The organism is Pseudoalteromonas sp. 3D05, assembly GCF_002723455.1.
Classification (GTDB): domain Bacteria; phylum Pseudomonadota; class Gammaproteobacteria; order Enterobacterales; family Alteromonadaceae; genus Pseudoalteromonas.
The window spans coordinates 246694-269681 of record NZ_PDUS01000001.1 but is presented as its reverse complement, the minus strand read 5'-3'; the positions used below and the strand labels follow the sequence as shown (position 1 = coordinate 269681).

Sequence of the window (22988 nt, the reverse complement as noted above, 5' to 3'; positions counted from 1 at the left end):
CCTTTTAAAATCGATATGACAGACTTAAATTGACTGAACGACCATCGCTAGGAGAATGGATTGTTTCATCGCCAACCAAGTAAACATAGTCCGAGTAACTGTCAAATAGGTTGTTGACTCTAAAGCCTGCATTACCCCAACCTAAATCATAATTAATGGCTAAATCAACGAGCTTATAATCGCCGTATTGCTTGTTTTGTACGACGTTACTTACGTAATAATCACCTTGAAAATGCCCGTAGACTGCCGTTTTTAGCTTCTCACTTGGGCGATAAATAACACCGGCCGTAGCTGTAAACTCCGGCACGCCTAATAACCAGTTACCTTTTTGCGCTATTTTAGTTTCACCAGGTTCAACCAGTTTGGCTTCCTGACGGGTATATGATGCAAAGCTGGACCATTTAGAGTTTATATCTGCACTAAAGGCGAGGTCCCAACCTCGTCGTTTAGTTTCACCAATATTATCAAAGCCGCCCGAACCATCTGTTTTTGGCGTTAATTCATCTTTAGCATCTTGCTGCCAAATAGACACTCGCGTATTCAACCACTCAAATAACTGCCACTTTGCGCCGGTTTCATAACCATAGTTTTTAGAAAACTCAAAGCCAGGGTTGTTTTCACTAAGGTAGGCTTTACTGCCTGTGGGCGCTTGAAAACTAACGCCATAGTTCGCAAAAATATTCAGTGAATCGGTGAGTTCATACAAGGCATTTAATTTGGGTTGTAAAATCACCCCATCATCGTTGATTGCTTTGGTTTGTTGGTTGATACCATCAACTAAGTCGCCCGAAAAGCTATCGAGGCGAAGGCCACCGCTTAACAATAGTCGCTCACCTCGGTACTGAAGTTGCGTAAATCCACCGACATTATTGTAATCAAAGTCCCAATCACGAAATTGCAATTGGCGGGTTTTCTCAATGGTTCTAAAACGCTCATTGGTATTGTCTTGCGCTTGATAATCAAGGCCCATGGTTAATAACCAAGATGGATTCAGCACAGCGCTTAACGTTGCAATAGCACCGTATTGGCGATCCTTCTCTAGTCGTTCTTGTTGAGCAGAAGAGGCGGTGTATTGAATGTAGCGATGGCGATCAAATTGTTGAATATAGGTTTTGACACTTAGATGCCACTGCTTATCCAACGTATGATCAACATGAACACTAAGGTGCTGAGTTTGTTTATCACCACTGTCATGTTTAGCGTAATCAGCTGATTGGGTTGCATCGCGTTTTGCCGCTTCCTCTGTAAGGTACCCAGGTGCATCGGCTTCATAATCAAAATATCGTGCAACTACGCCTACTTCGGTTTGATTGGTTGGTTGATAGAACCATTTGCCAGACAATACATGCTTTTCTAAGTTACTATGGTCACGATACCCTTGGGTTTCACGTACACCGACAAAGTAATGCTGTGAAAAAGTGTCCTTCACATCACCAAAGTAACCTTGTGCCTCATAAGTATCAAAACTACCTGCAAGTACTTCTACTTCTTTAGCATCATCACGGCGACTGCGCAGATTAAGATTGCCCGCTAAGTTATGCAAACCGTAGCGCGCATCATGATTGCCTTTTACAACTTCAATTGATTCTACTTCCATAGGAAATAGCGCATCCATTTCGCCTAAGCCTACGTGTAAGTTACTAGGGATGCCATCAATCAGTAACTTGGTGTGTGGCATTGAGCCTTCAGCATTAAAGCCACGAATAGCCACATCAGTGGAGATGATACCTTGGTTAAAACGTGAAAAATAAACCCCGGGAACCTTTTTTAATAAATCCACAGTGACATTTACATGTTCATTTTGTAATTGGTCGCGGTTAATTATGTCGACTGAGCCGACTAATTGTGCCTCTTTTGCAGCATTATTGTGGTTGATAACTTCAATCACTTCACCAATAAATAAGGTTGAATCTTTGTTTTGCTCATCGTCAGCGTACACGGCTGTTGAAATGCTCAAACTAGTTAATAGCGCAAGGCTAATTGGCGAAAGGCGGGTACTACACATGTTCATTTTCCTACTAATTATACTAGTTCAGGTTTGAGAGAGTTTGTATTGTTAAGTGAAGCGGGCTTAGGTAATGGATCACCTGAGATGATGTGATGGTAATGTGCTTCAAGTTCATCAAGAGTCAGGGTGTTATTATCGAGCAGGGTACACAGTTTTCCTTGTTTCATAATGCCTATTTGCTTTGCCAGGCTATGCGCGCAATACAGATCATGTGTCACCATTAAAATTGCAGCACCACGGTGTGCTAGCAACTCTATAATTTTGATAAATTCACGGGTCGCACTTGGATCAAGCCCTGATGTTGGCTCATCAAGTAACAGCACTTTTGCTTGTCGCAAAATAGCAAATGCAATGCCTACTTTTTGTCGCATACCTTTTGAATAGCTGCTCAAAGGCTTTAACCACGCACTTTTTTGCAGACCTGTTTGAATCAGTGCATCTTCAACTTGTTCGTTACTAGTAACTTGTTTTGTAAGTGAGGCTAAGTATTGCAGGTTTTCAATCGCGTTGAACTCTTCAAATAAATTTACTTGCTCTGGGAGGTACACAAGTTTTTGTTTACTTTTTTCTGGCTCCATTTGCACATCAATATTATCAATGGTTATCCGTCCTGAATCAGGTGCAATAAAGTTTAGTAGCAGATTTAACGTGGTGCTTTTACCCGCGCCATTAGCGCCAAGTAAGCAAGTTACTTGCCCCGCAGGAATAGATAAGCATAAATCGTTTAAGGCATTGTTATCACCAAACGATTTACTCAGGTGACTTATTTCAATCATGAGAATCCTTCATTTTGTTATATCGTAACATTTGTTATGTTATAACAGTTTTTGTTTTGGGACAACAATAAGAATAATTCTCAAGAAAATAAACTTACCTAAGAGTATGATTGGCTAGCGTGTAGTCAGAGCAATGGTTTTGCAAAGTGGTGCAGGCGAGTATGTATCTACCTACACTCGTTTAAGAGGAGTATAGGTAGATTAATTTGCTAACTAGCGTGTTTGTTTTACACTCATTGTTAGTGTAACCATGGTGGCTGCACAGGCTAAAAAGTAGTAAGGCATTCCAGCATGCCAACTGGCTTGGCTATTAACACCTATAAAATCAAGGTATAACCCAGTTTGAATTGGGCCCAAGTACCAAATAGCTGGAAACAGCACTTCAAACATGCGTTTTGTTTGGGTAAATGCACCACAAAAATAAGCAAGCGAAACCATAAACACAATGCCAATGCATAGCTGTATTATCAATAACCATTCAGCCATTATAGTCAGTCGGGCAAAAGCACCAAAGCAAGCGATTAAAAGCACAGTACACCCTGCAATTAAACTGGCTGTATTTTGTAATATGGGAGTGCGTTTGCTGTAAGTCATTATTTCTAGTGTATTTGCTTGCTTTTCCAGCTGGCCCAACGGCGAAATCACGAGCACACACCACAGCAATGAAAGGGGTATTAAAGCACTTATTAATAACTCCTGGCTTACGAACAGCTGACCCATATTTAAAACAAGCAAACCAATAATCCAACTATTCGTCTGTCCCTTGAGCATAAGTTTAAGCTCTAGCCTAAAAAAACGCGTGAAGGCAAATGACTTTGTTGCGGTTATAAATAGGGTATCAAGCAAGGTTGCGACTTTTGCAAGGTGAATTGAAAGGGGAAAGTTTTTTTTCATCCGTTTTGCCGGTGTATGGCTAAAACGATCAAAGTACCAAAACGCAAGCGTCAATCCTATTAAACTTAAACCCAATAAAGGTAACATTCCTACAAGGTAAGCTGAACTTGGGGTAAACCCATCCCATAAAAAGGTATTTACAGCATTGTTGGTTGTAATACCTATGTTAGACATGCCTTGCTCAGTAGGAAAACGAGTGGCCACTTCAGATTCTAAGTTTTCAAGTATTGCGCCGATCCCCGACACTCCCTCGATACTCTGAGTAATAAAGCCAACCCATAAGAAAAAATAAGCCACATTGCCTAAGCCGCCTCGCAGCCACTTTATTGATTCGAACAAGATAGCGATGGATGAAATAGCGAACAACAAAGGGAGCACAAACACCAGCTGCGGCCACACAAAAGCCCATACATCGAATTGATAGCTCTCACCGTAATACATTTGAATAAATAAACTCGTCAATAACATAACGAAGACGATAATCAGCAAAATAAATATATTGACGGCCCACTTAGCAAATACAAATGCTTGCTTGTTTATAGGAGTTGCTGCAATTAACTCACAGGTGTGTGATTGGCGGTCTAATTCAAGCGCATTTTTGACTAAATAAAAACAAATAATAGGTAAAAACATTACATTGAGCATGGCAAGGCACAGCCCAATCCAGGCACTATTATAAATGCCTCGATAGCCATTAATAACCAGTGTTTGATATTGCGCATCAGGGGGTGGAAAGTACAGTAATGTTAATACTGACATTAAGAGTAGCGTTACAATGAAACGTTGTTGCCGGGTACGTTGTTTAAAATCAGCGAGAATACATTGGTATATTTGATTCATTAGCCAGCTCTCTGTGCGTTTGCTGTAGCAAATTGATCACGGGTGAAATACAAATATGCATCTTCTAATGTGGCTTCTCTGAGCGTTGCTTTGGCATGCGGGCTAAACGGGGAAACAATATTAAGCGCAAGTTTGTTTGCTCGTTTTACACTATGGCTAACAATAAACTCATCCTGAAAGCGCTTAAATTCGTTGTGCTCAACGCTCAGTGTCCAACACTTATCCGCTATTTCTTGTTGCAATTGTGCAGCGGTGGATGAGCGAATAAGATGGCTATTTTTCATAATCGCAACATGGTCAGCAATTGATTCAACATCAGAGACAATATGCGTTGAGAATATAATACAACGGTCAGTAGAGAGCTCTGTTAACAACTGCCTGAAATTTGAACGTTCATGTGGGTCAAGGCCTACGGTAGGTTCGTCAATAATAAGTAATTGGGGATCGTTTAATAAAGCTTGAGCAATACCTATTCGCTGCTTCATACCGCCGGAATACCCTTTTAAAGGTTTGTTTGCTGCGTGGGTCAAATTTAGCTTATTAAGTAAGTCGTCAATAACGTTTTTGCTTTTGGCGTTGCCAAGCCCTTTTAATCCTGCCATATATTGCAAAAACTCAACACCAGAGAGCTGGTCATACACGCCAAAATATTGAGGCAAATAGCCCAGCTCTTTACGTAATAATTGGGGCGCTTTAACAATATCCTGGCCTTTATACAAAATAGTCCCTTGTGTAGGTTTTGTGATGGTGGCTAAAATTCTCATTAAACTCGATTTACCCGCTCCGTTAGGGCCAAGCAACGCTAAAATGCCTGGTTTAACGTGCAAAGACAGATCATTAATAGCCCATTGTTTGTCTTTACCTTTTTTATATTGATGGCTCAATGATTGAATATCTAACATTGGTGAATGTCTCTTGTTATGAAGTTAATTTACTCAGCAATGATTGGGCCGTTTTTATAACTTATAATTATCAATAACTTAATGTTAAGCTTGATTGTTTAAAACGCAGTTAATCACCACTTTCGCTAAATAATAGTGAAAAGCGTCAATCAAATACCTACTCAATAGTAAGGGGTAGGTGTGGTGCTGTCGCCGACGTTGGTCGGCGATAAAGCGGGCTAAAAGTTAAGTAGGTTCGCAGGCGAGTATTGGTCGGTTAATACCTTAGTATTTGCAGGCCAATCTTGATTGTCTTTGGTCGAGGCCATTCCTTCACTGATTGCAGTCAAGTCGATACCATAAGGTGATAGTTGTGGGCTTAGTTTTTTTATTCGACTGGCAAGTTGCTGCTGTGAGGGCATGTGCTTAAACCCTGCAAGTATGATGCGATTACTATTTTCAGTGGTCGAGACATTAATAAAATCGCCAAACACCGCATGATATGTCGCTGATTCATGCTGGTATAATTTACTTGATGAAAATGTATTTGCAGCCACAATTCCACTGGGTGCAAGCACACTTTTAATTTCTTCGAAAAACTCTTTAGTTAACAAATGCTCAGGAATATAATCGCCATTAAAAGCATCAAGAATAACCCAATCATATTGTTGTTTTTTTATCGCGGCACGTTTAATAAAAATACGGCCATCTTGTACTTTTGATGTAACTTTATCGTTTTCTACAAAAGCAAAGTAATCTCTGGCTACTTTAATCACGGCTGGGTCAATTTCTACGTTTTCAATTGTGGCTTTAGGGTAGAGTTCGTGTATTACATTAGACAGTGTTCCTCCACCTAAACCAATGATGAGCACATTTTTAGGATCATCAATCATTAGTAAACTCGCGAAAGTAAGTTTTGTGTAGTTAAAAACAAGTTGCTTAGGCTTACTTATATACATACAGCTCTGACTGCTCATACGGGTTTTTTCATCAAATTTTAAACACCGCAAATCGCCATTTTCTTCGACTAATATATTTCGATACAAAGACCGTTCACTATGAATGATTTCTGCGCTTGCTTGGGAGGCAAATAGGGCTGTTGCAACTAAATATAAAGCAGCGAGTTTACGCATAAACCACCTCTTTCTTTGCTAACGAATCAACAACTATCGCAACTAACCCTAAGCTTCCTATTAACGTCGCGAACCCAATGATGATGCTATTTACATCAAATGCGAGCACCATGTAAAAAGAGGTAATTATAGTGCCTAAAGCGCTGCCTAAGGTACTTACAAAGTACAAGCCGCCAGCAACTTGGCCGCTTCTCTCACGGTCTGTTACGAGCAATCTAACAGAGTAGGGTGAAATCATGCCGAGGATAATGGTTGGAATAAAAAATAATGCGGTAGATGCGAGCAAAGAGCCATAACGGCTATCTTCTATATGACTAAAAATAAACGCCATTATAGGCTGTGCGAATAGTGCGATTGGAAGCACCATAATACTTGCAACCAAAAAAATCAGTCCATACTTTGTTAACGATGGTTGTCGAATCGACATTTTACCGCCAAGTAAGTAACCAAACGATAGGCTCAGCATAAACACGGTAATAATACTGCCCCAAATATGTACACTACTACCAAAAAATGGCGCCAAAATCCGCCCGCCTAGCAACTCGATCCCCATAATACTAAAGCCACTACTGAAGGCTAAAAAGTAAATTAATGCGTTAGTTTTATTAAACATCTGTCGTTTCTTATTGTTGTTATATTTAACCCATCTTAACGTGATGAGCATAGCTTCGCTATACTATTCTTATACACAGTGAAACATCTTGTTTACACAACTTATATTTTTAATCGGAATGATCTGAGTGAATAATTCGCTATTTTTTTTAACTGCTTGTATTCTTAATACAGAAAAAAGCGCAGGTCAATTAACGTTAACTAGTTATTAAGGATTAGGTTTTGGCAAATCATGAACAACTCAATTATGTTGAGTTTGCAGCAAAAGATTTAAAACAAACAAAAGCGTTCTTTAGTGCTGTATTTAATTGGCAGTTTACGGACTATGGCCCTGAATACACCGCTTTTAGTAAAGAGTTTGCAGGGCTTGATGGTGGATTTTATCAAGCACCTTTGTCTGCGAACACGTCAAATGGTGCGCCACTGTTGGTGTTTTACAGTAATGACATAATGGCAACACAGGCTAAAGTTAAACAACATGGGGGAGATATAAGCAAAGCTCTTTTTGACTTTCCTGGTGGCTGCCGATTTCACTTTTTAGACCCATGTGGCAACGAGTTTGCCGTATGGTCCGAAAAAGTATAACGATATTCGATAGATCATTTTTTTACTAACTCGAGCAACTTTTATGGCAAAAACACACAGTAAAGTGTTCAACGCAGCCCCTATTTATAATGCCCAGATTGAAGAATCGCTTTGTAATAGGCATGTTAGTGATGTCTGCCCATTAACTGTGTATTAGTAAATAGGGCAATTCAGTGATGCAAAGTAATTTAGTTGAACAAGTTAGTAATTGCATGATCTGCGAATCTCAATTGCCATTAGGCGTGCGCCCAGTGATTCAATTTAATGCAAAAGCACGCATTTTAATTGCCGGTCAAGCACCAGGACTCAAAGTGCATCAAACAGGTAAGCCGTTTAATGACGCCAGCGGTGAACGATTGCGCCAATGGCTGGGTATAAATACAAAGGTGTTTTATGATGCAACGAAAATAGCGATATTGCCAATGGGCTTTTGTTACCCAGGCAAAGGCAAGTCAGGTGATTTACCTCCGCGCAAGGAGTGCGCACCTGCATGGCGAGAACCGTTATTAAATGCATTACCAAACATAAAGTTAACGATTGTTTTGGGTAAGTACGCACAGGCATACCATTTGCCAGAGTATAAAAACACACCACTAACTGAGTTAGTAAAATCATGGCGTGAGTATTGGCCTAGTAAAATAGTTTTGCCACACCCAAGCCCACGAAATAATAGTTGGTTGAGTAAGAATAGCTGGTTTGAAGCGGATGTATTACCCGCACTTCAACAGCAGGTTGGTACTATTTTACAGTCCCAAGGTGATAAATGATCAATACACAATTTTGTAGCACTGGTTTTTTTCATATTCCCGGTTTTTATACTGAAGCAGAGCTTTGCGAAGTGCGCGAGGTTGTAAAATGTTTTCATCAGCAATGGATCCCCGACAATCACTACTTTTACAAAAGCAAGGCGGTCAATAGCGCCTATTTAACGGCGAACACTTATCTAAATGACGCGCAGCGAATGGTGCTATTTAAATTTATTGCCAGCTTTAAATTAATGGCTCAGGTTGATTCTATTTTAACGCGTGCCGCTTTTATTAATACTCAATTGTTCTTTAATCCGGTGAACCCAGAGCAAGAGAATTATTGGCACCGGGATATGCAATATCACTTAGATATAAAAGAACAGCAAGCCGCGTTAACGGGGCCAGAAGTTATTCATTGTCGTGTCGCTCTGGAAGATGAGCCCGGTATTGAACTTGTTCCTGGCACACATCGACGCTGGGATACACCCCAAGAGTTGGCAACACGTTTAGCGATAGATCACAGCAATACCCACGATGACCTTCCCACGGGGCACACAATAGAAATGCAAGCGGGTGATTTACTTATCTTTTCAGCCAACATGATTCACCGTGGTCTTTACGGAAAAGACCGTTTAGCGCTCGACGTACTATTTGGTGAGCCGCAGCCAGATGTACTGCATTTTGTTCAGGATATTTGCCTACCTAGCCCTGAAATGCTTGACGAGTTAGAAGATGCCAGCCCCTTTGCCGTAACACTTGCTCATCAGTAGCGCTTACTGAGCTTGATGAGCTAAAAGAGCCAGCAATTGGTCTTTTGATAATTGACCAACGTCACCACTTCCAGCCAGCAGTTTGTCAGCTAACGCTTGTTTATGCTCATGCAATTGAAGAATTTTCTCTTCAATCGTATCTTTTGCAATTAACCGATATACAGTAACGGGGCGAGTTTGGCCAAGCCTATGTGCTCTATCTGATGCTTGTTGTTCAACAGCAGGATTCCACCATGGGTCAAGGTGCAATACATAATCTGCCGCGGTTAAATTAAGCCCTGTTCCACCTGCTTTTAGACTTATCAAAAATAGCGGGGCTTTACCTGCTTGAAACAGCTCAACTTGTTGTTTACGTTTGTTGGTACTCATGCTGCCATCTAAATAGCAGTAATCAACGCCTCGTTTTTGTAATCGTTGCTCTACGAGTTTCAATACATCTACAAATTGGCTGAAAATGAGCGCTTGATGATTATTCTCAAGCAACTCGGTAATAATTGCTTCGGCGGTATCGAGTTTACTTGAAGGCATTTTACTGTTTTCAAGCAATAACTGTGGTGCTATACAAGCGCGGCGTAGCTTAGTTAATGATGCCAAAATAGTAATGTATTGACTGTCGTCTTGATTGGCTTGTTCTAGAGCATTTAAACGCGTTGCTTCGTAAAGTGCTTGTTCTTTTTCAGATAATGCAAAGGTTAAGTTTATTTCAGTTTTTTCTGGTAGCTCAGTCAGCACTGTTTGCTTAGTTCGGCGCAGAATAAACGGGGCGATTAAGGTTTTAAGTGTATCGGCTTGCTGTTGGTTTTTATCGGCATTACCAAAACGCTTTTTAAACATCGGCAACGTGTGCAAAAAGCCTGGCATTAAAAAGTTGAATAAGCTCCAAAGCTCGCCTAAATGGTTTTCAATAGGGGTGCCGGAAAGGGCAATTTTAAATTGTCCGTTAAGTGCGAACGCGGCTTTTGCACGCAAACTTAATGGATTTTTAATTGCTTGTGCTTCGTCAAACACAATATTAGTAAATTCAAGCTTAGCAAGTTGTTCACCAATTAATGGCAATAGCCCATAACTGACGATAATCAAATCATTCGCACGTGAATTACTTAACACGTCTTCACACAGGGTGGCGTTAGCAATGGTTTTTATATTTAATGTGCAGGCAAAGCGTTCGGCTTCGGCTTGCCAGTTATGACACACCGATTTAGGGGCAACCACTAAACTTGCGCCTAAGTGGCTTCGCATTTGTAATACGCTGAGTGTTTGAAGCGTTTTACCTAAGCCCATGTCATCGGCTAAACAGGCATTGAGCCCCCAATTAGCAAGTTGCATTAACCATTTGACGCCAATGATTTGATAGTCACGTAACACGTTAACCAAATGTGCAGGCAAAATGGGCTCGACAGTTTGATCAAACTTAGCTAATCGCGTTTTCCAGTTTTCACCAAATGTAACATCCCCTAAATCAGCCAGTGTTTGATGTAGCGGTAACGCGCGGGCGTTAGCTATACGTAGCTGTGAAGTGTCTGCGTTATCGTGTTGCATGCCTTCTAAACGATTGAGCAAGTTAGTTAAACGTTGATCTAGGATCAGCGATTGCTCATCATCTAAATTAATAATACTGCCACGGCGCGGTGCTTTGAGTAGTGTTTGCAGTGTATAAATATCGCCACTAGGAAGTGAAACATCGCCACTGACACTAAGCCAATCGCTATCATCATTAAGATTTAGTGAAAGGTGTTTACTGCTCGCCAGCTTCATGCCTTGGCTGCTTTCGTCCCAGCTAAGTACCAGGGCTTTACTTTTGTTGGCCTGTTCGAGGGTTTCAATTGCTTGGCTTATATCTTCGGGGATAAAAAATTGCTGTAGTGATGAATTGAGCTGGTGATTTTTATCTACAAACACACCGTTAAGATTTTTTAGCAATTTTTTGAATGTGCGTTTTTCAGCTTTTAGGTCGCGTTTAACTACAACACTATTGCTATCAGTGTCGTCATTATAAACAATGCTGGTTGCCCCTTCACCAGGTTCTAACCACGGCCCATCAACAGTATGAGGCATAACATAAAAATTGACGTCTATACCCATATGCGTAAGCTTAATGACAGCACTGAACTGGCAATCACCTAGGCGCACATTATTTACTTCGGCAAACTCACTGCGTTGGCTACTTATATGATGATCACTGGATAATGCTTTAAGTGCCGCGTTAAGTTGCGGTAGGCGCTCTTCGGTCAGGTTATTAGGTTGCTGCTCAAATAATTGCTGTAATTTTTGTTGTTTTTCATCCACTGCGAATACTTGGTAGCTATTGCCATGACTGTGAGTAAGTAAAAAATCACCATCATAATCGTCGATTGTTGGCTGTAATACCAGCTTATAGCAGTCGTTTAGATCTTTGGCTATTTCAATAATAAACTCACCTTTTATTAGGGTAAGTGGAGCGCTACGATGATCTTCTAAGTTATTAAAGCCAATTAAAGTTTGCAGCACTGTCGCAGTTGCTTGTACTTCTTGATAACCAAAGCCGGCATGGTTATAAATAACGTCTATTAAATTGATATCAGCTTCAGTTAAGGCTGCCTGATATTGCTCATTCTTAAGATCGTGAATAGCTACTTTGCGGCCTTTAGTCCATTCATTTTTTGCATTAAGTTGCTTTACTCTTGCTTGTACTAGCGGCAAATCAAGGTGGGTCAGATCAAGTTGCCATATTACACGCATAGTGTCTTTTTGTTCGTTGATTTGGCTGACTTCATCGAGCCAGCGTTGCCATTGTGGTACCCGCGAAAAGTGTTGCAAAATACCTTCATTAGGCAGTGCTGAATCATCAAAGAGCCACTTGGCTAAGTGTAAACATTGCTCGCCTACCCAATGTGAGTGATCAGCAAGCGTATTTAATAACTGTTTAAGTAGCGCCGATTGACCCCGTAATTCATCTATTTGTTCATCGTTGGCATATTTGACCAATGCAATTAAAAAACAAAATAATGCCGCAACTGCGTTAGGATTCGCCATTAAGTTGTTTAACCTGTTGACGAGTCGATAGCTGGGAAAGTGTGAAATAGGATCATTATCAAGCAAATAATCAACGGCGATGCTGGTATAAGCGTCTTCACCAAAGTGTTTGTAGTACCACTTTTTACACGTGGTTAATTGTTTCATATCAGCAGCACTGCCATTAATTAGCAAACTGAGCGTATAAAGCAGTCCTGTCATTTCAGCGGGGTAATAGCCCTTACCAAATCTCTTTCTAAAACGGGTGAGCGCACTTTTGTAGTGGGTTAATGCTGTTTCTGGTGCATCGCCCTTAATAGCAAGGGTGTTTGCCTCTAAAAATAATGCGTGTTGCCAATCTGCTTGGCTATCGAGTAACTCATCGTATTGTTTGTCTTGTAATAATATTGCAAGGTTTTCATTAAAATAATAACGTGTGTGCTCACTCATCCCGTCACACGAGTTTACTAATGTAGGCCAAGGGTTTGGTGCCATTAAATTAAAAAATTGCGCGTGAGTGAAGTGAATTAGGCATTCTTGTTGCCATTGTTTGGGTAATATTTGCCACAATGCATTAGCAAATTGAGATTGGCCCAGCAAATGTACAAACTGTTCGCCCAGATCAAATTCGGCATTAATAATAAAGCGCTTTTTGGGGTTATTAAAATGCTCTAGTAACAAGGTAATAAAGTTTAGCGCTTTGTCTTGTTGATGATACACATGGCTAATTTCAGCCAATAATGGCGCAATTAAGCTTGTTTGGTGTTGCTGTAAATTTATGATTATAAAAGGGACTGCGTCTGTGGTTACTTTATAATGCGGGCCAAAAGGGAGTTTCCACAGTAAATTTTGTTCTACTAACTGAGTTGTTAGTGAGTTTAGCTCAGTTTTAGAAAACGAATAGCCGGCTTTTATGTGACGAAATAGCCGCTGAGTGATTTGCTGAACTGAGTGTTGAAAACCATACGAGGAGGCGCTTAACAGGTGCGCAAGTAAAGCGCAAAGGGATTTTTGTTCATCTGGTGTTTGTACGCTTGGTAGAGTATTCAACGGCATAAATTTACTAAAGTCTGATCATAAATTGTGTTCAGTATAAAGATGCAACTATAACAAGCAATAAAAAAGCGACCCTAAGGCCGCTTGTTCATTTTTATGTAATGATTATTGCAAATCAGCATATAATCGTTTTAATTGCGGCAGATATTCTTGAACAAGCTCAAGATTATGAGCACTGACAGCCGTTGCATCTTGGCTCTTTGCACTTGCAGAGTTACCTACCATGCCCATCGTTGAAGTTGCGCCTTTATCTTTAGTCGCACCCATACTTTGCAGTCCACCCATTAGCTGATTTACTTTTTCTTTATTTTCAGGTGATAGGTCACTTTTTATCGTTTCAAAGTAAGCCATTGATACTTCAGAGCCTACGCTAAGTAACTGCTCAGGGGTTAAACCATACTGATTGGTAAGTGTTGCAAATTCTTTGTATAAGTCATTATCTTTAATCTTGCCTAATGCGCTCAAAGCTAACGCATTGTTATTGCTATCTGAACTGCCAAGTAAACTTTTTAAATTAGCACTTTTAAGTGCATCCTGATCATCTGACCAATCAACGACTGCGGGAAGTGCTTGAATGTAACTTTTTAGCTCATTTTCAGTCATATCTTTTGCAAAGCTTGAAAAACTCATTGCAGTCAAGCTTAGTGCCATCACTAGTTTTTTCATGTTAAATTCCTTATAAAATAGTCTACTTGATTAAGCAAAGCGCCAATATGTGGGCTCAACTACTAACAAATGTTACACTTTCATTTTGACAAAACTATCTGAACCTAATGTTAATTATCTCAAATACAGTAACAATCGATGAGTGGGAAGTAGAACTTACTGCAATTAGAGCGCAAGGGGCTGGCGGGCAAAATGTGAATAAAGTGGCCAGTGCTATTCACCTTCGTTTTGATATAAAACGCTCTAAACTGCCTGACTTTTACAAGCAGCGACTGCTGCAACTCAATGACAATAGAATAACAAAAGAGGGAGTGATTGTTTTAAAAGCGCAAAGCCATCGCACCCAAGAACTCAACAGAGAGGATGCGTTAAAGCGTTTAAAAGATTTGATTGTGTCAGCTACTAAACTACAACGTGCTCGGCGCGCAACAAAACCAACGAGAAATTCGCAGCGCAAGCGCATGGATAAAAAAACCAAGCACGGACAAACCAAAGCGCTGCGCGGCAATATAAAGCTTTAGAGCCTATTAATGGGGAGCGCCCACATACTAGGCTCTATATGGCTGAAAACCCAGCCTCGAAAATAACTGCTTTAGTTAAAGCATCGGTTTTAATACATTAAATAATGCATTAATGTGATCATCTCGGTCGTTCAGCGCTGCAATGTAACGGTACTTTTCACCGCCTGCATGCTCAAATATTTCACGATTTTCGCTTTCCAACTCCTCGAGCGTTTCAAGGCAATCAGCACTAAATGCAGGGCTGATAATAGCGATGTCTTTAATACCCTCACCCGGTAACGACTCAAGCGTGGCGTCAGTGTATGGTTTTAACCATTCAGCTTTACCAAATCGGCTTTGAAAAGTGCTAATTACCAAGTCTTTATCAAGGCCTAGCTTTTCAACAACAAGGCGCGTGGTTTGTAAGCACAGGCAATGATAAGGATCACCGTTATCTAAAAACTGCTTCGGCATACCGTGGTACGAAAAGACTAGCTTCTGTGGAGTACCGTTGGCTTGTAAGTCTTCACTTACGCTATTGGCAAGCGATTCTATGTACCGTTCGTTTTTGTGGTAACCATTAATAAAATGAAGTTCAGGCACCCAGCGCCACTTTTGCAGTACTTTGGCTACAGCATCAAAAGTTGAGCCTGTTGTCGGGCTTGAATATTGAGGATACAAAGGAAAAACCACAATACGCGTTAGGCCTTTGTCTCTAAGTTGCTCAAGGCCCGCTTCAATAGATGGGTTACCATAACGCATTGCCATGACTACTTCAGTATTGGTGTAACCTTGAGCTTTAATGAAGGCATCAAGCTTATCGCGTTGCTGGCGAGTAATATGTGTTAATGGCGAGCCATTTTCCGTCCAAATACTTTCGTATAGCTTTGCAGAGCGCTTAGGTCTAATACGTAAAATAATACCGTGGAGGATTATCATCCATATAAATCTAGGGATCTCAACGATACGAGGGTCAGATAAAAATTCTCTTAGATAAATACGCAAAGCTTTCGCTGTGGGGGCGTCTGGGCTACCTAAATTGGTGAGTAAAATTCCGGTTTTTTGATTAAAACGCTGATCATGAGGGTTATCGGTAACGGCTGAAAATCGCGACACGCACTGCTCCTAAAATAGACAGTAATTAGATATATTATTATGCTATTGTAACGAAGAAAAGGCTAATAAAGATCACTAAATCACGATGATTTGATCATGATCCTAAATGGTGATGGTTTTTTAGCTTCTAGTTGCTGTAACTTCTCAATAGACTTAGCACTAAACGTATGATCTTTTGGTAAAAGCATGATACCAGCATGACTTTGCAACGCATGACCTAAAACCATACCTACTTGTAATTCCTGCGCGCTTATTATCTTCATTGAGCCCACTTGAGACTGCTGTTTTATACATGTTAACTGGCATTGCTCTAGTGCAGATACAATTTTAGGATGATAAAAATTTCCACTGTAGCGAGTGATCACATCAATTGCATGCTGGTGGCGCTTGTCAAGTGCTAAGTTATTGTTTTCGTATGCGTTCCAATAATCTCGAGCAACAGCCAAAATCATTGCGCTGAGGGGGATTTCATTTCCTTTTATACCTTTGGGAATGCCATTGCCGTTATAATATTCATATTGGTGATAAATAGCCTCAGAAACCTCATGTAAATGAGTTGCGGGCATGAGCATTAATTGTGCAGTACTTGGGTGGGTATAAAAGTTTTTTCGTTGTTGCTCTGTTAATTCATTGACTGGTTTTTTATACAGATCAGGGTCCATAGCAAGCAAGCCTATTTGTGCTAAATAACCTGCCATTGAGGCCATTTCAATATTTTTTGGCGGCAGTTTTAACTGTTTGGCAATTTCAGTGCAGGTATTAGAAATGTTTTGCGCTTTAGTGCCATCTAGGTATGGGTTGGCGTTAATAAAGTTATACAAAACCTCAACGGTGCTCTGATGCTCGTTAACCTCGTGCGCATTGGCGATTTCTAACTTTTTTAAAACCAGCTTAATTTGTTTAGTGCGTTTCTCAACACGTTGCTCTAGCGAATTGTTAAGCTCTTTAAGTTGCTTGTTCTGCTCTGTTATTTTTTGCTGCAGTCGTTGATTTTGTTTTTTTAATTTATATTTCTCGACGCTGTCAGTCACAGTGCTCAACAGCAAGCTATTTTGCCAAGGTTTTTGAATAAACCCATGTATTTTGCCCTTGTTTACAGCATCAAGCGTTGTTTCTATATCGGTAAAGCCTGTCACTAAGATTCGTTGAGAATCTGGAGAAATCGCTTGAGCCTGATTGAACAGATCAGCGCCGTTTATCTGCGGCATACGCATGTCACTGATAATTACTGCAAACTCGTGCTGTTTGATTTGCTCTAGCGCTAAAAGTGGATTTGTAAAAGTTAACACATTTTCGTGCTGACTTTTCAACAGCCTTGATAAAGACCGCAGTACGATTTCATCATCGTCTACACACATTATTTGAATAGCTGGCGTCTCCACAAACAACTCCTTTATTTTTATACACTTTAAACATAGCGTGTGAAACCCAGTTTATAAACGTGTAAAAAAAATAAATTGTGCTAATTTTATAAATACAAGTAACGCAAAGACATCAAAATGTATTGTGCCACTATTATAGTAGGTGAACTTCACTCATTTATTTAACTCATTGGAGATGATTCACTATTATTTATTTAATTTTTTTAGCTGTGCGAATAAAGGGCATTTATCCGAGGGCATTAATAGTTCATATGCGTTACTTGGACTGTAAAGTACGATGAAGGGGAGTATTTTTTGTGCTCTCAAAACGATGGTTGTACAGCATCGAGACGAATCTTATTGGGATAGGCTGCTAGATAAATATGCGGCTGAAGGGCGCTGTTACGTTGCTGTGAATGATTACCCCGATACAGAGCTCTATGCCATGGTTGAAGATATTTGCGAGACACTGCAAATCGCACGTGATGAAGTGTTAGCCTTATTTGGGCGTCATTTATTCGCACATTTAATGTTTCATTATGAAGTCGTTGTGAGTCGCTTTGCCCATTTTGAAGCCCTTATTTTAAATATAAACAATGTGATTCACAAAGAAGTAAACAAGCTGCATCATGGCGCTAATTTACCCACCATGCGTTGTATGATGATCACATCAGGGCATATTGAAATACATTACAATTCACCGCGCAAATTATGCGTATTAGCAGAAGGCTTAATTTATGGAGCTGGTGATCATTTTGATATGTCGATCAAAATAACGCACCCGCTGTGCCAGCATAGAGGTGATGATGCATGTATTTTGAATGTTTTCTACACACGAATGGAAGAAAATGACGTCTAAAATTGACGATTTTGAGCAAGCATATTATCAAGAGCGAGCGGCTCGAATTAAAGCTGAGCAATTGATAGAAGATAAAAGCCAAGTGCTATCAGCATTAAATCAAGAGCTGGTAAAAAAAGTGGCAGCGCTTGAACGTCAACAACAGCTCTTCATTCAAGCCGATAAAATGGCAACGCTAGGTACTTTAGCGGCTGGAGTTGCGCATGAGATAAATAACCCACTTGCCTATGTGATGAGTAACAATGAGTACCTACTTGAAATTCGGTTAGTGGTGGATAAACTGCTGCTTTTAAATGAGCAATTTGCATCAGGAAAATTAGACGCAAAAGAGCTAAAGGCGGCCTTAGAAACGTTACGCCAGTCGCAGTCACTTATTGAAATAGGGGCAGAGATTAAAGAACTGATTGAGGACAGTGATGAAGGCCTGCGGCGAATTAATACCATAGTGCGCAACCTACTAAACTTTTCACGCCCTGCAGATAACGAAAAAGACCTTTGTGATATGACAGACGGCATAAAAAACGCCTTAAAGCTGTTAAATAATCAACTAAAAAACTACAACATAACAAGCCATTTTAGTCCTTTGCCACAAACAATGTGTAATCTATCGATGATTAATCAGATTATTGTTAATTTACTCATTAATGCCAAACATGCGTGTGATGTGCATGATGAAAGAGATGGGCATATTCATGTGCATGCAGGCTATGAGAACAACAAGATCGTCATATCAGTCACCGATAATGGTTGTGGAATGAGCGATAAAGTAAAGGTGCAAATATTTAATCCATTCTTTACCACAAAACCCGTTGGTACCGGCACCGGCATGGGCATGGCATTAGTGTATACAATGGTAACTGCACACTCAGGAACAATTGAGATAGACAGCACTGAACACGAAGGGACAAAGGTAAGTTGTTTTTTCCCTGTATTGAGTCATTCGCTTTTTAATGAATAGCAAATGAAAACCGTTCTCATGTTAATTTGTTAAAATATTTGAATAAGTTAGTTTAACCCTCTAATGTGTTTATAAGCGTATAGTATAGTTAAATTTTTAGGGCTAATTATGATCAATGAAGATGGCTTAAACGTTCTTGCAAGTCTTTTGCAGCAGCACTGTGAATCAAATAAATTAACAACAGACCATGTTTTGGGCTTTATGAGCGGTTTACTTGCGTGTTCAGAGTTTTATGGTGAGTCAGAAATAGCTAGCTATATTGCAGGCTCTGATGAAGCAATATTCGACAAACTAATGAATGACTCAAAAGAACGCGATGCCATGAATAGCGTGTTAGATAATGTGACAGAAGCACAAGTTGCGCAAACACACATTTTAAATACACTTTATGCCCCAGCGCAGGATGCTCAAGCGCCTAGTTTGGCATTGCAAAATTGGTGTACGGGGTATTTAGCAGCATACATGCTCAACCAAGATGTATGGCAGCAAGACTCAAACTTTTTACTCAACGTAGACAAACAGCAAGCAAAGCCAAAAGAAGATGGTCAGCTATTCGTTGATAACTTTCAAGCAAGCCTTAATTTACTCGCTACTTTTGCAATGTGGGATAAAGCGTTAGAAGAACATGCTGAACCTGCAGCGCTTAGTGCAGGGTTTACCACTTTGTTTGCAGGTTTAGATGAAAGTTTAGTCTCAATTGCATCAATGGCCTTAATGCTCGAAGACGAAAAGCTTGCCTTGTTAGAAGAAGAAGGCTAATCCTCAACACGTGAAGAAAAAGCATGATTTGAATAATCATGCTTTTTTTTGAGTAAAATTCAATCAAATAAATTTTTTATTATAAAATTTAGATAAAAATTGCATATTTCGACCATTGTCGTAGCTAAATGTGTTTCTTTTTAGAGACAGATATTGCTAGGATGCTTGGTAAGGCATTATTCAAGTTACGTATCTAGCGTGACTAAATGATGAACTAAACCAATAATTTTAAATTAGCTCACTCGTGCCGCAATCCATGAGTCAGTGAATTACAGGGTCGAACACAGTATGACAACATTTCGTTTTAGCTCACTAGCAGTGGCAGTTGCCTTTGCAATGAGCGCCCCGTCTGTAATAGCGCAAGAACAGCCAGTTCAAGCAGAAAAAAATATAGAACAAATCTCCGTATTGGGCTCTCGTGTATCAAACCGCACAGTTACCGAGTCTTCTTCGCCAATTGATTTAATCGATGCGGATACGCTAAACAAAGGTGGATTCACAGAGTTGGGTCAAAGCTTACAAGCTACGGCTCCTTCATTTAACTTCTCGCGTACCCAAGTATCGGATGGCTCCGACCTATTTCGTCCCGCGACTCTACGCGGCCTACAGCCTGATCAAACCCTTGTACTCGTAAATGGAAAACGTCGTCATAATCAATCAATATTTGGATTAGTTGGCACCGTGGGAGCAGGTGCGGCCGGTACAGATATGAACGCTATTCCATTATCAGCATTAAAAGGGGTTGAGGTTTTACGTGATGGAGCCGCAGCTCAGTATGGCTCTGACGCCATTGCAGGCGTAATAAATTTATCCTTAAATGATTCAACGGGTATTACCAAAGGTTATGTCCAAATGGGCAGCACTAAAGAAGGTGATGGTGATACGTTAACCATTGGTTTAAACCGTGGTTTTGATATCTCAGATGCAGGCGGTTTTATTAATTTTTCCGCTGAGTATCGTGATGCTGACGGAACTAACCGCGCACAACGAGACATTGGAGGCTCATCAGATGTGCCATACGGAACCTTATCCGATGACGTACGCTGGGGGCAGGGTAATGCAGATAGTGAATTCACATCATTGTTTTACAACATGGCGCTACCCATGGGCGATGTTGAACTTTATTCATTTGGTGGTTACTCCGAGCGCACCGCGCTGGGCAATGGTTTTTACCGTAATTTTGATGCCGCAGCTAAAAACGTAACTCAAGTCTACAGCGATGGGTTTTTACCACGCATTTATAATGAAGCGCAGGATATTTCAGTTGCGCTAGGGGTCAAAGGCGACTTAAATACGGATTGGAGCTACGACGTATCCGCTGTGTATGGTGAAAACCAATATGACTTCACATCACGAAATACATTAAATGCCTCATACGCGGCTGAATACCTATTTAATAACCCCAATGCGAGTGATGCCGATATCGCTGCAAATTCAGGCCCAAATGGAGGGTATTCAGGTGGGTTTAGGTTTGATCAAACCACTATTAATGCAGACCTTAATGGTATTATTGATATTGGCACAAGCGAGCCGATATATTTAGCTGTAGGTGCAGAATACCGAGAAGAGAACTACCAAATAGTGCCAGGCGCTGAAGCATCCTATGCTTGTGGTTTGGCAAACATGGACACTTCATACCCTGCGGTAAACGATTCAAATCAATTTGCAGAGTGCGGCTTCCAAGCATACAACGGGCTTCGTCCTGAAGCGTCAAATAAGCAAGGGCGTGAAAGTTATGCCATCTATATTGATGCTGAAACAATGCTAACAGATGCGTGGAATATCAGTGCAGCATTACGCTATGAAGACTTTTCAGATGCGGGTGATGACCTAATCGGTAAAATAGCCTCACGCTATGAATTTTCAGATGATTTTGCTGTGCGAGGTGCGCTATCGACTGGCTTTAGAGCACCGTCATTACAGCAAAGTGCATACACTGCTTACACCACGAATTTAGGTGCTGGTGGTGTACTTGAGCAATCGTTTATTGCCACTGCTGGCTCTGAATTTCCAGCAGCATTAGGGGTTGAAAGTTTAGCCTTAGAAAGCTCTGAAAATATCAGCTTTGGTTTTGTTTATGATGTAAGCAGTGAAATGTCACTTACAGTTGATTTTTACCACACCGCTATACAAGACCGTATTACATTGGGCAGCTTCTTATCAGCAAGCGATGTTGCCTTTAGCCCTGCGGCTGTAGCTGCATTAGCTAAAACAGGTGCCGACCAAGCTGCTTATTTCTCAAACTCAGTAGACTCAACCACCAAAGGGGTTGATATTATTGCCTCATACCGTACAGATTTGTACGACGGTAATTTTTCAGCAACGTTCGCAGGTAACTTAAATACAACCGAAATCGATAATGTTAATGCGCCTGCTGGCATACCACAAAGTATTGCCTTAGATGATATTCAACGTAGTTTTTTAACGGATGGTCAGCCAGGTGAACGCGGCACGTTAACATTTGATTATGAGCGAGATGCAGCAAGTGCCATGCTACGTTTCAACTACTATGGTGAGACTGATGTGAAGTACTTTGGTAATGATCACATTGGTTTACCTAATGAGTTATCACCTACGGGTGAGTTTAAAGCCACCAGTGTTGTGGAATCGGCGGTGTTAGTTGATGTAAATGTTGGCTATGAGTTAAATGAGTCACTCACCCTAAACATGGGGGTAGATAACTTATTTGATGTAACGCCAGATGAGTTAGGTCAAGATGAAGTACTTGATTTTATAACTAACCAAGCGTTCAAATACCCTGTAAGGGCTTTGCCTTATGGCTTTGATGGCATGACCTATTATGCAAAAGTGAGTTTTAGCTTTTAATCATTCGCTACATAATTTAAGCGCAGTATCTACTGCGCTTTTTTTCGAACATAAACCGCTAAAATGTATTTAAAATGCTTGCGCTGTTGAAATTAACGCCTACAATCGCCATTTCAATTTATGTGCATATACACAAAAATACTTTTTAAATTTAAAGGTCAGATATGAGTAAAAAAGCAAAAACAAACAGTAAGCTAGACACCGGTCGTGGCGTCATCCGTGATAACGCATTAGCCGCATTAGTCACATCAAAAGTGTTCAAACCACAAGTTGTGAAAGCTAAAAAAGGCAAAGGTTCTTACAGCCGAAACAACAAACACATAGGACGAGAGTCTTATTTAATGGCTGCTTAAAAAAGTAGTAATCAAATAAGGTTTTTTGCCAATCCATAAAAATTAATAAAGCCCCGCTTAGATAAATTATTTCTAATGCGGGGCTTTCTGGTTATATAAAATAAAATCCTGCCTCACTTTGTACCCTTTACGTTCACGTAAACCCCAGCTTCAACCCGCGTAAACACTCATCATGCGGCGTTAATTTAATGTTAATATAGTGTTCATTTTGGTTGTGTCACATTACACAAAATTTGCAGATACAAATGCGATTATTGATACTTTAGGGTTGGGTTTTTACTTACGCTTAACTCTTTTT

The 22988-nt window shown here is 40.3% G+C and carries 19 protein-coding genes; 9 read left to right on the top strand and 10 right to left on the bottom strand.

Translation table 11 applies throughout. The features are described 5' to 3' along the window. Nucleotides 1-4: 4 nt before the first annotated feature. From CSC79_RS01215 to CSC79_RS01190, 6 genes are all read right to left on the bottom strand, one after another. On the bottom strand, nucleotides 5-2005 hold the full coding sequence (locus CSC79_RS01215) for a TonB-dependent receptor (protein WP_180270366.1): 2001 nt from the start codon (nucleotides 2003-2005) through the stop codon (nucleotides 5-7). Between the two features lie 17 nt (nucleotides 2006-2022). Beyond that, nucleotides 2023-2784 carry an ATP-binding cassette domain-containing protein gene (locus tag CSC79_RS01210; protein ID WP_099293136.1) on the bottom strand — a complete coding sequence of 254 codons (762 nt, stop codon included), beginning with the start codon at nucleotides 2782-2784 and terminating at the stop codon, nucleotides 2023-2025. Nucleotides 2785-2997: 213 nt separating this feature from the next. Further along, nucleotides 2998-4518 (bottom strand): ABC-2 transporter permease, encoded by a 1521-nt coding sequence (locus tag CSC79_RS01205; RefSeq protein ID WP_099293134.1) that lies wholly within the window; start codon nucleotides 4516-4518, stop codon nucleotides 2998-3000. Beyond that, nucleotides 4518-5420 carry an ABC transporter ATP-binding protein gene (locus CSC79_RS01200; protein ID WP_099293132.1) on the bottom strand — a complete coding sequence of 301 codons (903 nt, stop codon included), beginning with the start codon at nucleotides 5418-5420 and terminating at the stop codon, nucleotides 4518-4520. Before CSC79_RS01200 ends, CSC79_RS01205 begins: the two co-directional genes overlap by 1 nt. A gap of 218 nt (nucleotides 5421-5638) precedes the next feature. Further along, complete coding sequence (locus CSC79_RS01195; protein WP_099293130.1) at nucleotides 5639-6532, bottom strand: fused MFS/spermidine synthase; 894 nt, start codon at nucleotides 6530-6532, stop codon at nucleotides 5639-5641. After that, nucleotides 6525-7145: a fused MFS/spermidine synthase gene (locus CSC79_RS01190; RefSeq protein WP_099293128.1), complete on the bottom strand. Its 621-nt coding sequence runs from the start codon at nucleotides 7143-7145 to the stop codon at nucleotides 6525-6527. The genes CSC79_RS01195 and CSC79_RS01190 overlap by 8 nt, the downstream gene beginning before the upstream one ends. 221 nt (nucleotides 7146-7366) lie before the next feature. Here CSC79_RS01190 and CSC79_RS01185 point away from each other — a divergent pair, with 221 nt between their 5' ends. From CSC79_RS01185 to CSC79_RS01175, 3 genes are all read left to right on the top strand, one after another. Beyond that, the gene (locus CSC79_RS01185; protein WP_099293126.1) at nucleotides 7367-7729 is read left to right on the top strand and encodes a VOC family protein; all 363 of its coding nucleotides are present in this window, start codon (nucleotides 7367-7369) and stop codon (nucleotides 7727-7729) included. 176 nt (nucleotides 7730-7905) lie between these two features. Next, complete coding sequence (locus tag CSC79_RS01180; protein ID WP_099293124.1) at nucleotides 7906-8496, top strand: uracil-DNA glycosylase family protein; 591 nt, start codon at nucleotides 7906-7908, stop codon at nucleotides 8494-8496. Further along, nucleotides 8493-9245, top strand: coding sequence for a phytanoyl-CoA dioxygenase family protein (locus CSC79_RS01175; RefSeq protein ID WP_099293122.1), 753 nt, complete (start codon nucleotides 8493-8495; stop codon nucleotides 9243-9245). The genes CSC79_RS01180 and CSC79_RS01175 overlap by 4 nt, the downstream gene beginning before the upstream one ends. A gap of 3 nt (nucleotides 9246-9248) precedes the next feature. Here the strand turns inward: CSC79_RS01175 and CSC79_RS01170 are convergent, their stop codons facing one another. Together CSC79_RS01170 and CSC79_RS01165 are read right to left on the bottom strand one after the other, a co-directional pair. Continuing rightward, nucleotides 9249-13292: a DEAD/DEAH box helicase gene (locus CSC79_RS01170; RefSeq protein ID WP_099293120.1), complete on the bottom strand. Its 4044-nt coding sequence runs from the start codon at nucleotides 13290-13292 to the stop codon at nucleotides 9249-9251. Between the two features lie 105 nt (nucleotides 13293-13397). Further along, complete coding sequence (locus CSC79_RS01165) at nucleotides 13398-13958, bottom strand: short-chain dehydrogenase (protein WP_099293118.1); 561 nt, start codon at nucleotides 13956-13958, stop codon at nucleotides 13398-13400. Between the two features lie 107 nt (nucleotides 13959-14065). Here CSC79_RS01165 and arfB point away from each other — a divergent pair, with 107 nt between their 5' ends. Continuing rightward, the gene (gene arfB, locus CSC79_RS01160; protein WP_099293116.1) at nucleotides 14066-14479 is read left to right on the top strand and encodes an alternative ribosome rescue aminoacyl-tRNA hydrolase ArfB; all 414 of its coding nucleotides are present in this window, start codon (nucleotides 14066-14068) and stop codon (nucleotides 14477-14479) included. 75 nt (nucleotides 14480-14554) lie between these two features. On the opposite strand, the gene hemH is transcribed toward arfB, so the two are convergent. Further along, entirely contained in the window at nucleotides 14555-15574 is a 1020-nt protein-coding gene (gene hemH, locus CSC79_RS01155) for a ferrochelatase (protein ID WP_099293114.1), read from the bottom strand. 80 nt (nucleotides 15575-15654) lie between these two features. Further along, entirely contained in the window at nucleotides 15655-16932 is a 1278-nt protein-coding gene (locus tag CSC79_RS01150; RefSeq protein WP_099293559.1) for an HD domain-containing phosphohydrolase, read from the bottom strand. A 301-nt stretch (nucleotides 16933-17233) separates the two neighbouring features. Between CSC79_RS01150 and CSC79_RS01145 the strand changes: the two genes are divergently transcribed. The 5 genes from CSC79_RS01145 to CSC79_RS01125 all read left to right on the top strand — a co-directional run bounded on the left by CSC79_RS01145 (nucleotide 17234) and on the right by CSC79_RS01125 (nucleotide 22690). Next, nucleotides 17234-17794, top strand: a complete 561-nt coding sequence (locus tag CSC79_RS01145) for a heme NO-binding domain-containing protein (protein WP_099293112.1) — start codon at nucleotides 17234-17236, stop codon at nucleotides 17792-17794. Next, nucleotides 17784-18752: an ATP-binding protein gene (locus CSC79_RS01140; RefSeq protein ID WP_099293110.1), complete on the top strand. Its 969-nt coding sequence runs from the start codon at nucleotides 17784-17786 to the stop codon at nucleotides 18750-18752. Before CSC79_RS01145 ends, CSC79_RS01140 begins: the two co-directional genes overlap by 11 nt. A gap of 108 nt (nucleotides 18753-18860) precedes the next feature. Further along, entirely contained in the window at nucleotides 18861-19511 is a 651-nt protein-coding gene (locus CSC79_RS01135) for a UPF0149 family protein (RefSeq protein ID WP_099293108.1), read from the top strand. Nucleotides 19512-19799: 288 nt separating this feature from the next. Further along, the gene (locus tag CSC79_RS01130; RefSeq protein WP_099293106.1) at nucleotides 19800-22337 is read left to right on the top strand and encodes a TonB-dependent receptor; all 2538 of its coding nucleotides are present in this window, start codon (nucleotides 19800-19802) and stop codon (nucleotides 22335-22337) included. 164 nt (nucleotides 22338-22501) lie between these two features. Beyond that, the gene (locus tag CSC79_RS01125; RefSeq protein ID WP_099293104.1) at nucleotides 22502-22690 is read left to right on the top strand and encodes a ribosome alternative rescue factor ArfA; all 189 of its coding nucleotides are present in this window, start codon (nucleotides 22502-22504) and stop codon (nucleotides 22688-22690) included. The last annotated feature ends 298 nt before the right edge of the window (nucleotides 22691-22988 follow it).

What these genes read in the sequence shown, in the direction of transcription:
- CSC79_RS01135 (WP_099293108.1), top strand. Translation starts at nt 18,861, where the DNA reads ATGATCAATGAAGATGGCTTAAACGTTCTTGCAAGTCTTTTGCAGCAG.
- CSC79_RS01205 (WP_099293134.1), bottom strand. Translation starts at nt 4,518, where the DNA reads ATGAATCAAATATACCAATGTATTCTCGCTGATTTTAAACAACGTACC.
- CSC79_RS01125 (WP_099293104.1), top strand. Translation starts at nt 22,502, where the DNA reads ATGAGTAAAAAAGCAAAAACAAACAGTAAGCTAGACACCGGTCGTGGC.
- CSC79_RS01165 (WP_099293118.1), bottom strand. Translation starts at nt 13,958, where the DNA reads ATGAAAAAACTAGTGATGGCACTAAGCTTGACTGCAATGAGTTTTTCA.
- CSC79_RS01140 (WP_099293110.1), top strand. Translation starts at nt 17,784, where the DNA reads ATGACGTCTAAAATTGACGATTTTGAGCAAGCATATTATCAAGAGCGA.
- CSC79_RS01175 (WP_099293122.1), top strand. Translation starts at nt 8,493, where the DNA reads ATGATCAATACACAATTTTGTAGCACTGGTTTTTTTCATATTCCCGGT.
- CSC79_RS01215 (WP_180270366.1), bottom strand. Translation starts at nt 2,005, where the DNA reads ATGTGTAGTACCCGCCTTTCGCCAATTAGCCTTGCGCTATTAACTAGT.
- CSC79_RS01210 (WP_099293136.1), bottom strand. Translation starts at nt 2,784, where the DNA reads ATGATTGAAATAAGTCACCTGAGTAAATCGTTTGGTGATAACAATGCC.
- CSC79_RS01180 (WP_099293124.1), top strand. Translation starts at nt 7,906, where the DNA reads ATGCAAAGTAATTTAGTTGAACAAGTTAGTAATTGCATGATCTGCGAA.
- CSC79_RS01145 (WP_099293112.1), top strand. Translation starts at nt 17,234, where the DNA reads ATGAAGGGGAGTATTTTTTGTGCTCTCAAAACGATGGTTGTACAGCAT.
- CSC79_RS01190 (WP_099293128.1), bottom strand. Translation starts at nt 7,145, where the DNA reads ATGTTTAATAAAACTAACGCATTAATTTACTTTTTAGCCTTCAGTAGT.
- CSC79_RS01195 (WP_099293130.1), bottom strand. Translation starts at nt 6,532, where the DNA reads ATGCGTAAACTCGCTGCTTTATATTTAGTTGCAACAGCCCTATTTGCC.
- CSC79_RS01150 (WP_099293559.1), bottom strand. Translation starts at nt 16,932, where the DNA reads ATGTGTGTAGACGATGATGAAATCGTACTGCGGTCTTTATCAAGGCTG.
- CSC79_RS01200 (WP_099293132.1), bottom strand. Translation starts at nt 5,420, where the DNA reads ATGTTAGATATTCAATCATTGAGCCATCAATATAAAAAAGGTAAAGAC.
- CSC79_RS01130 (WP_099293106.1), top strand. Translation starts at nt 19,800, where the DNA reads ATGACAACATTTCGTTTTAGCTCACTAGCAGTGGCAGTTGCCTTTGCA.
- CSC79_RS01170 (WP_099293120.1), bottom strand. Translation starts at nt 13,292, where the DNA reads ATGCCGTTGAATACTCTACCAAGCGTACAAACACCAGATGAACAAAAA.
- arfB (WP_099293116.1), top strand. Translation starts at nt 14,066, where the DNA reads ATGTTAATTATCTCAAATACAGTAACAATCGATGAGTGGGAAGTAGAA.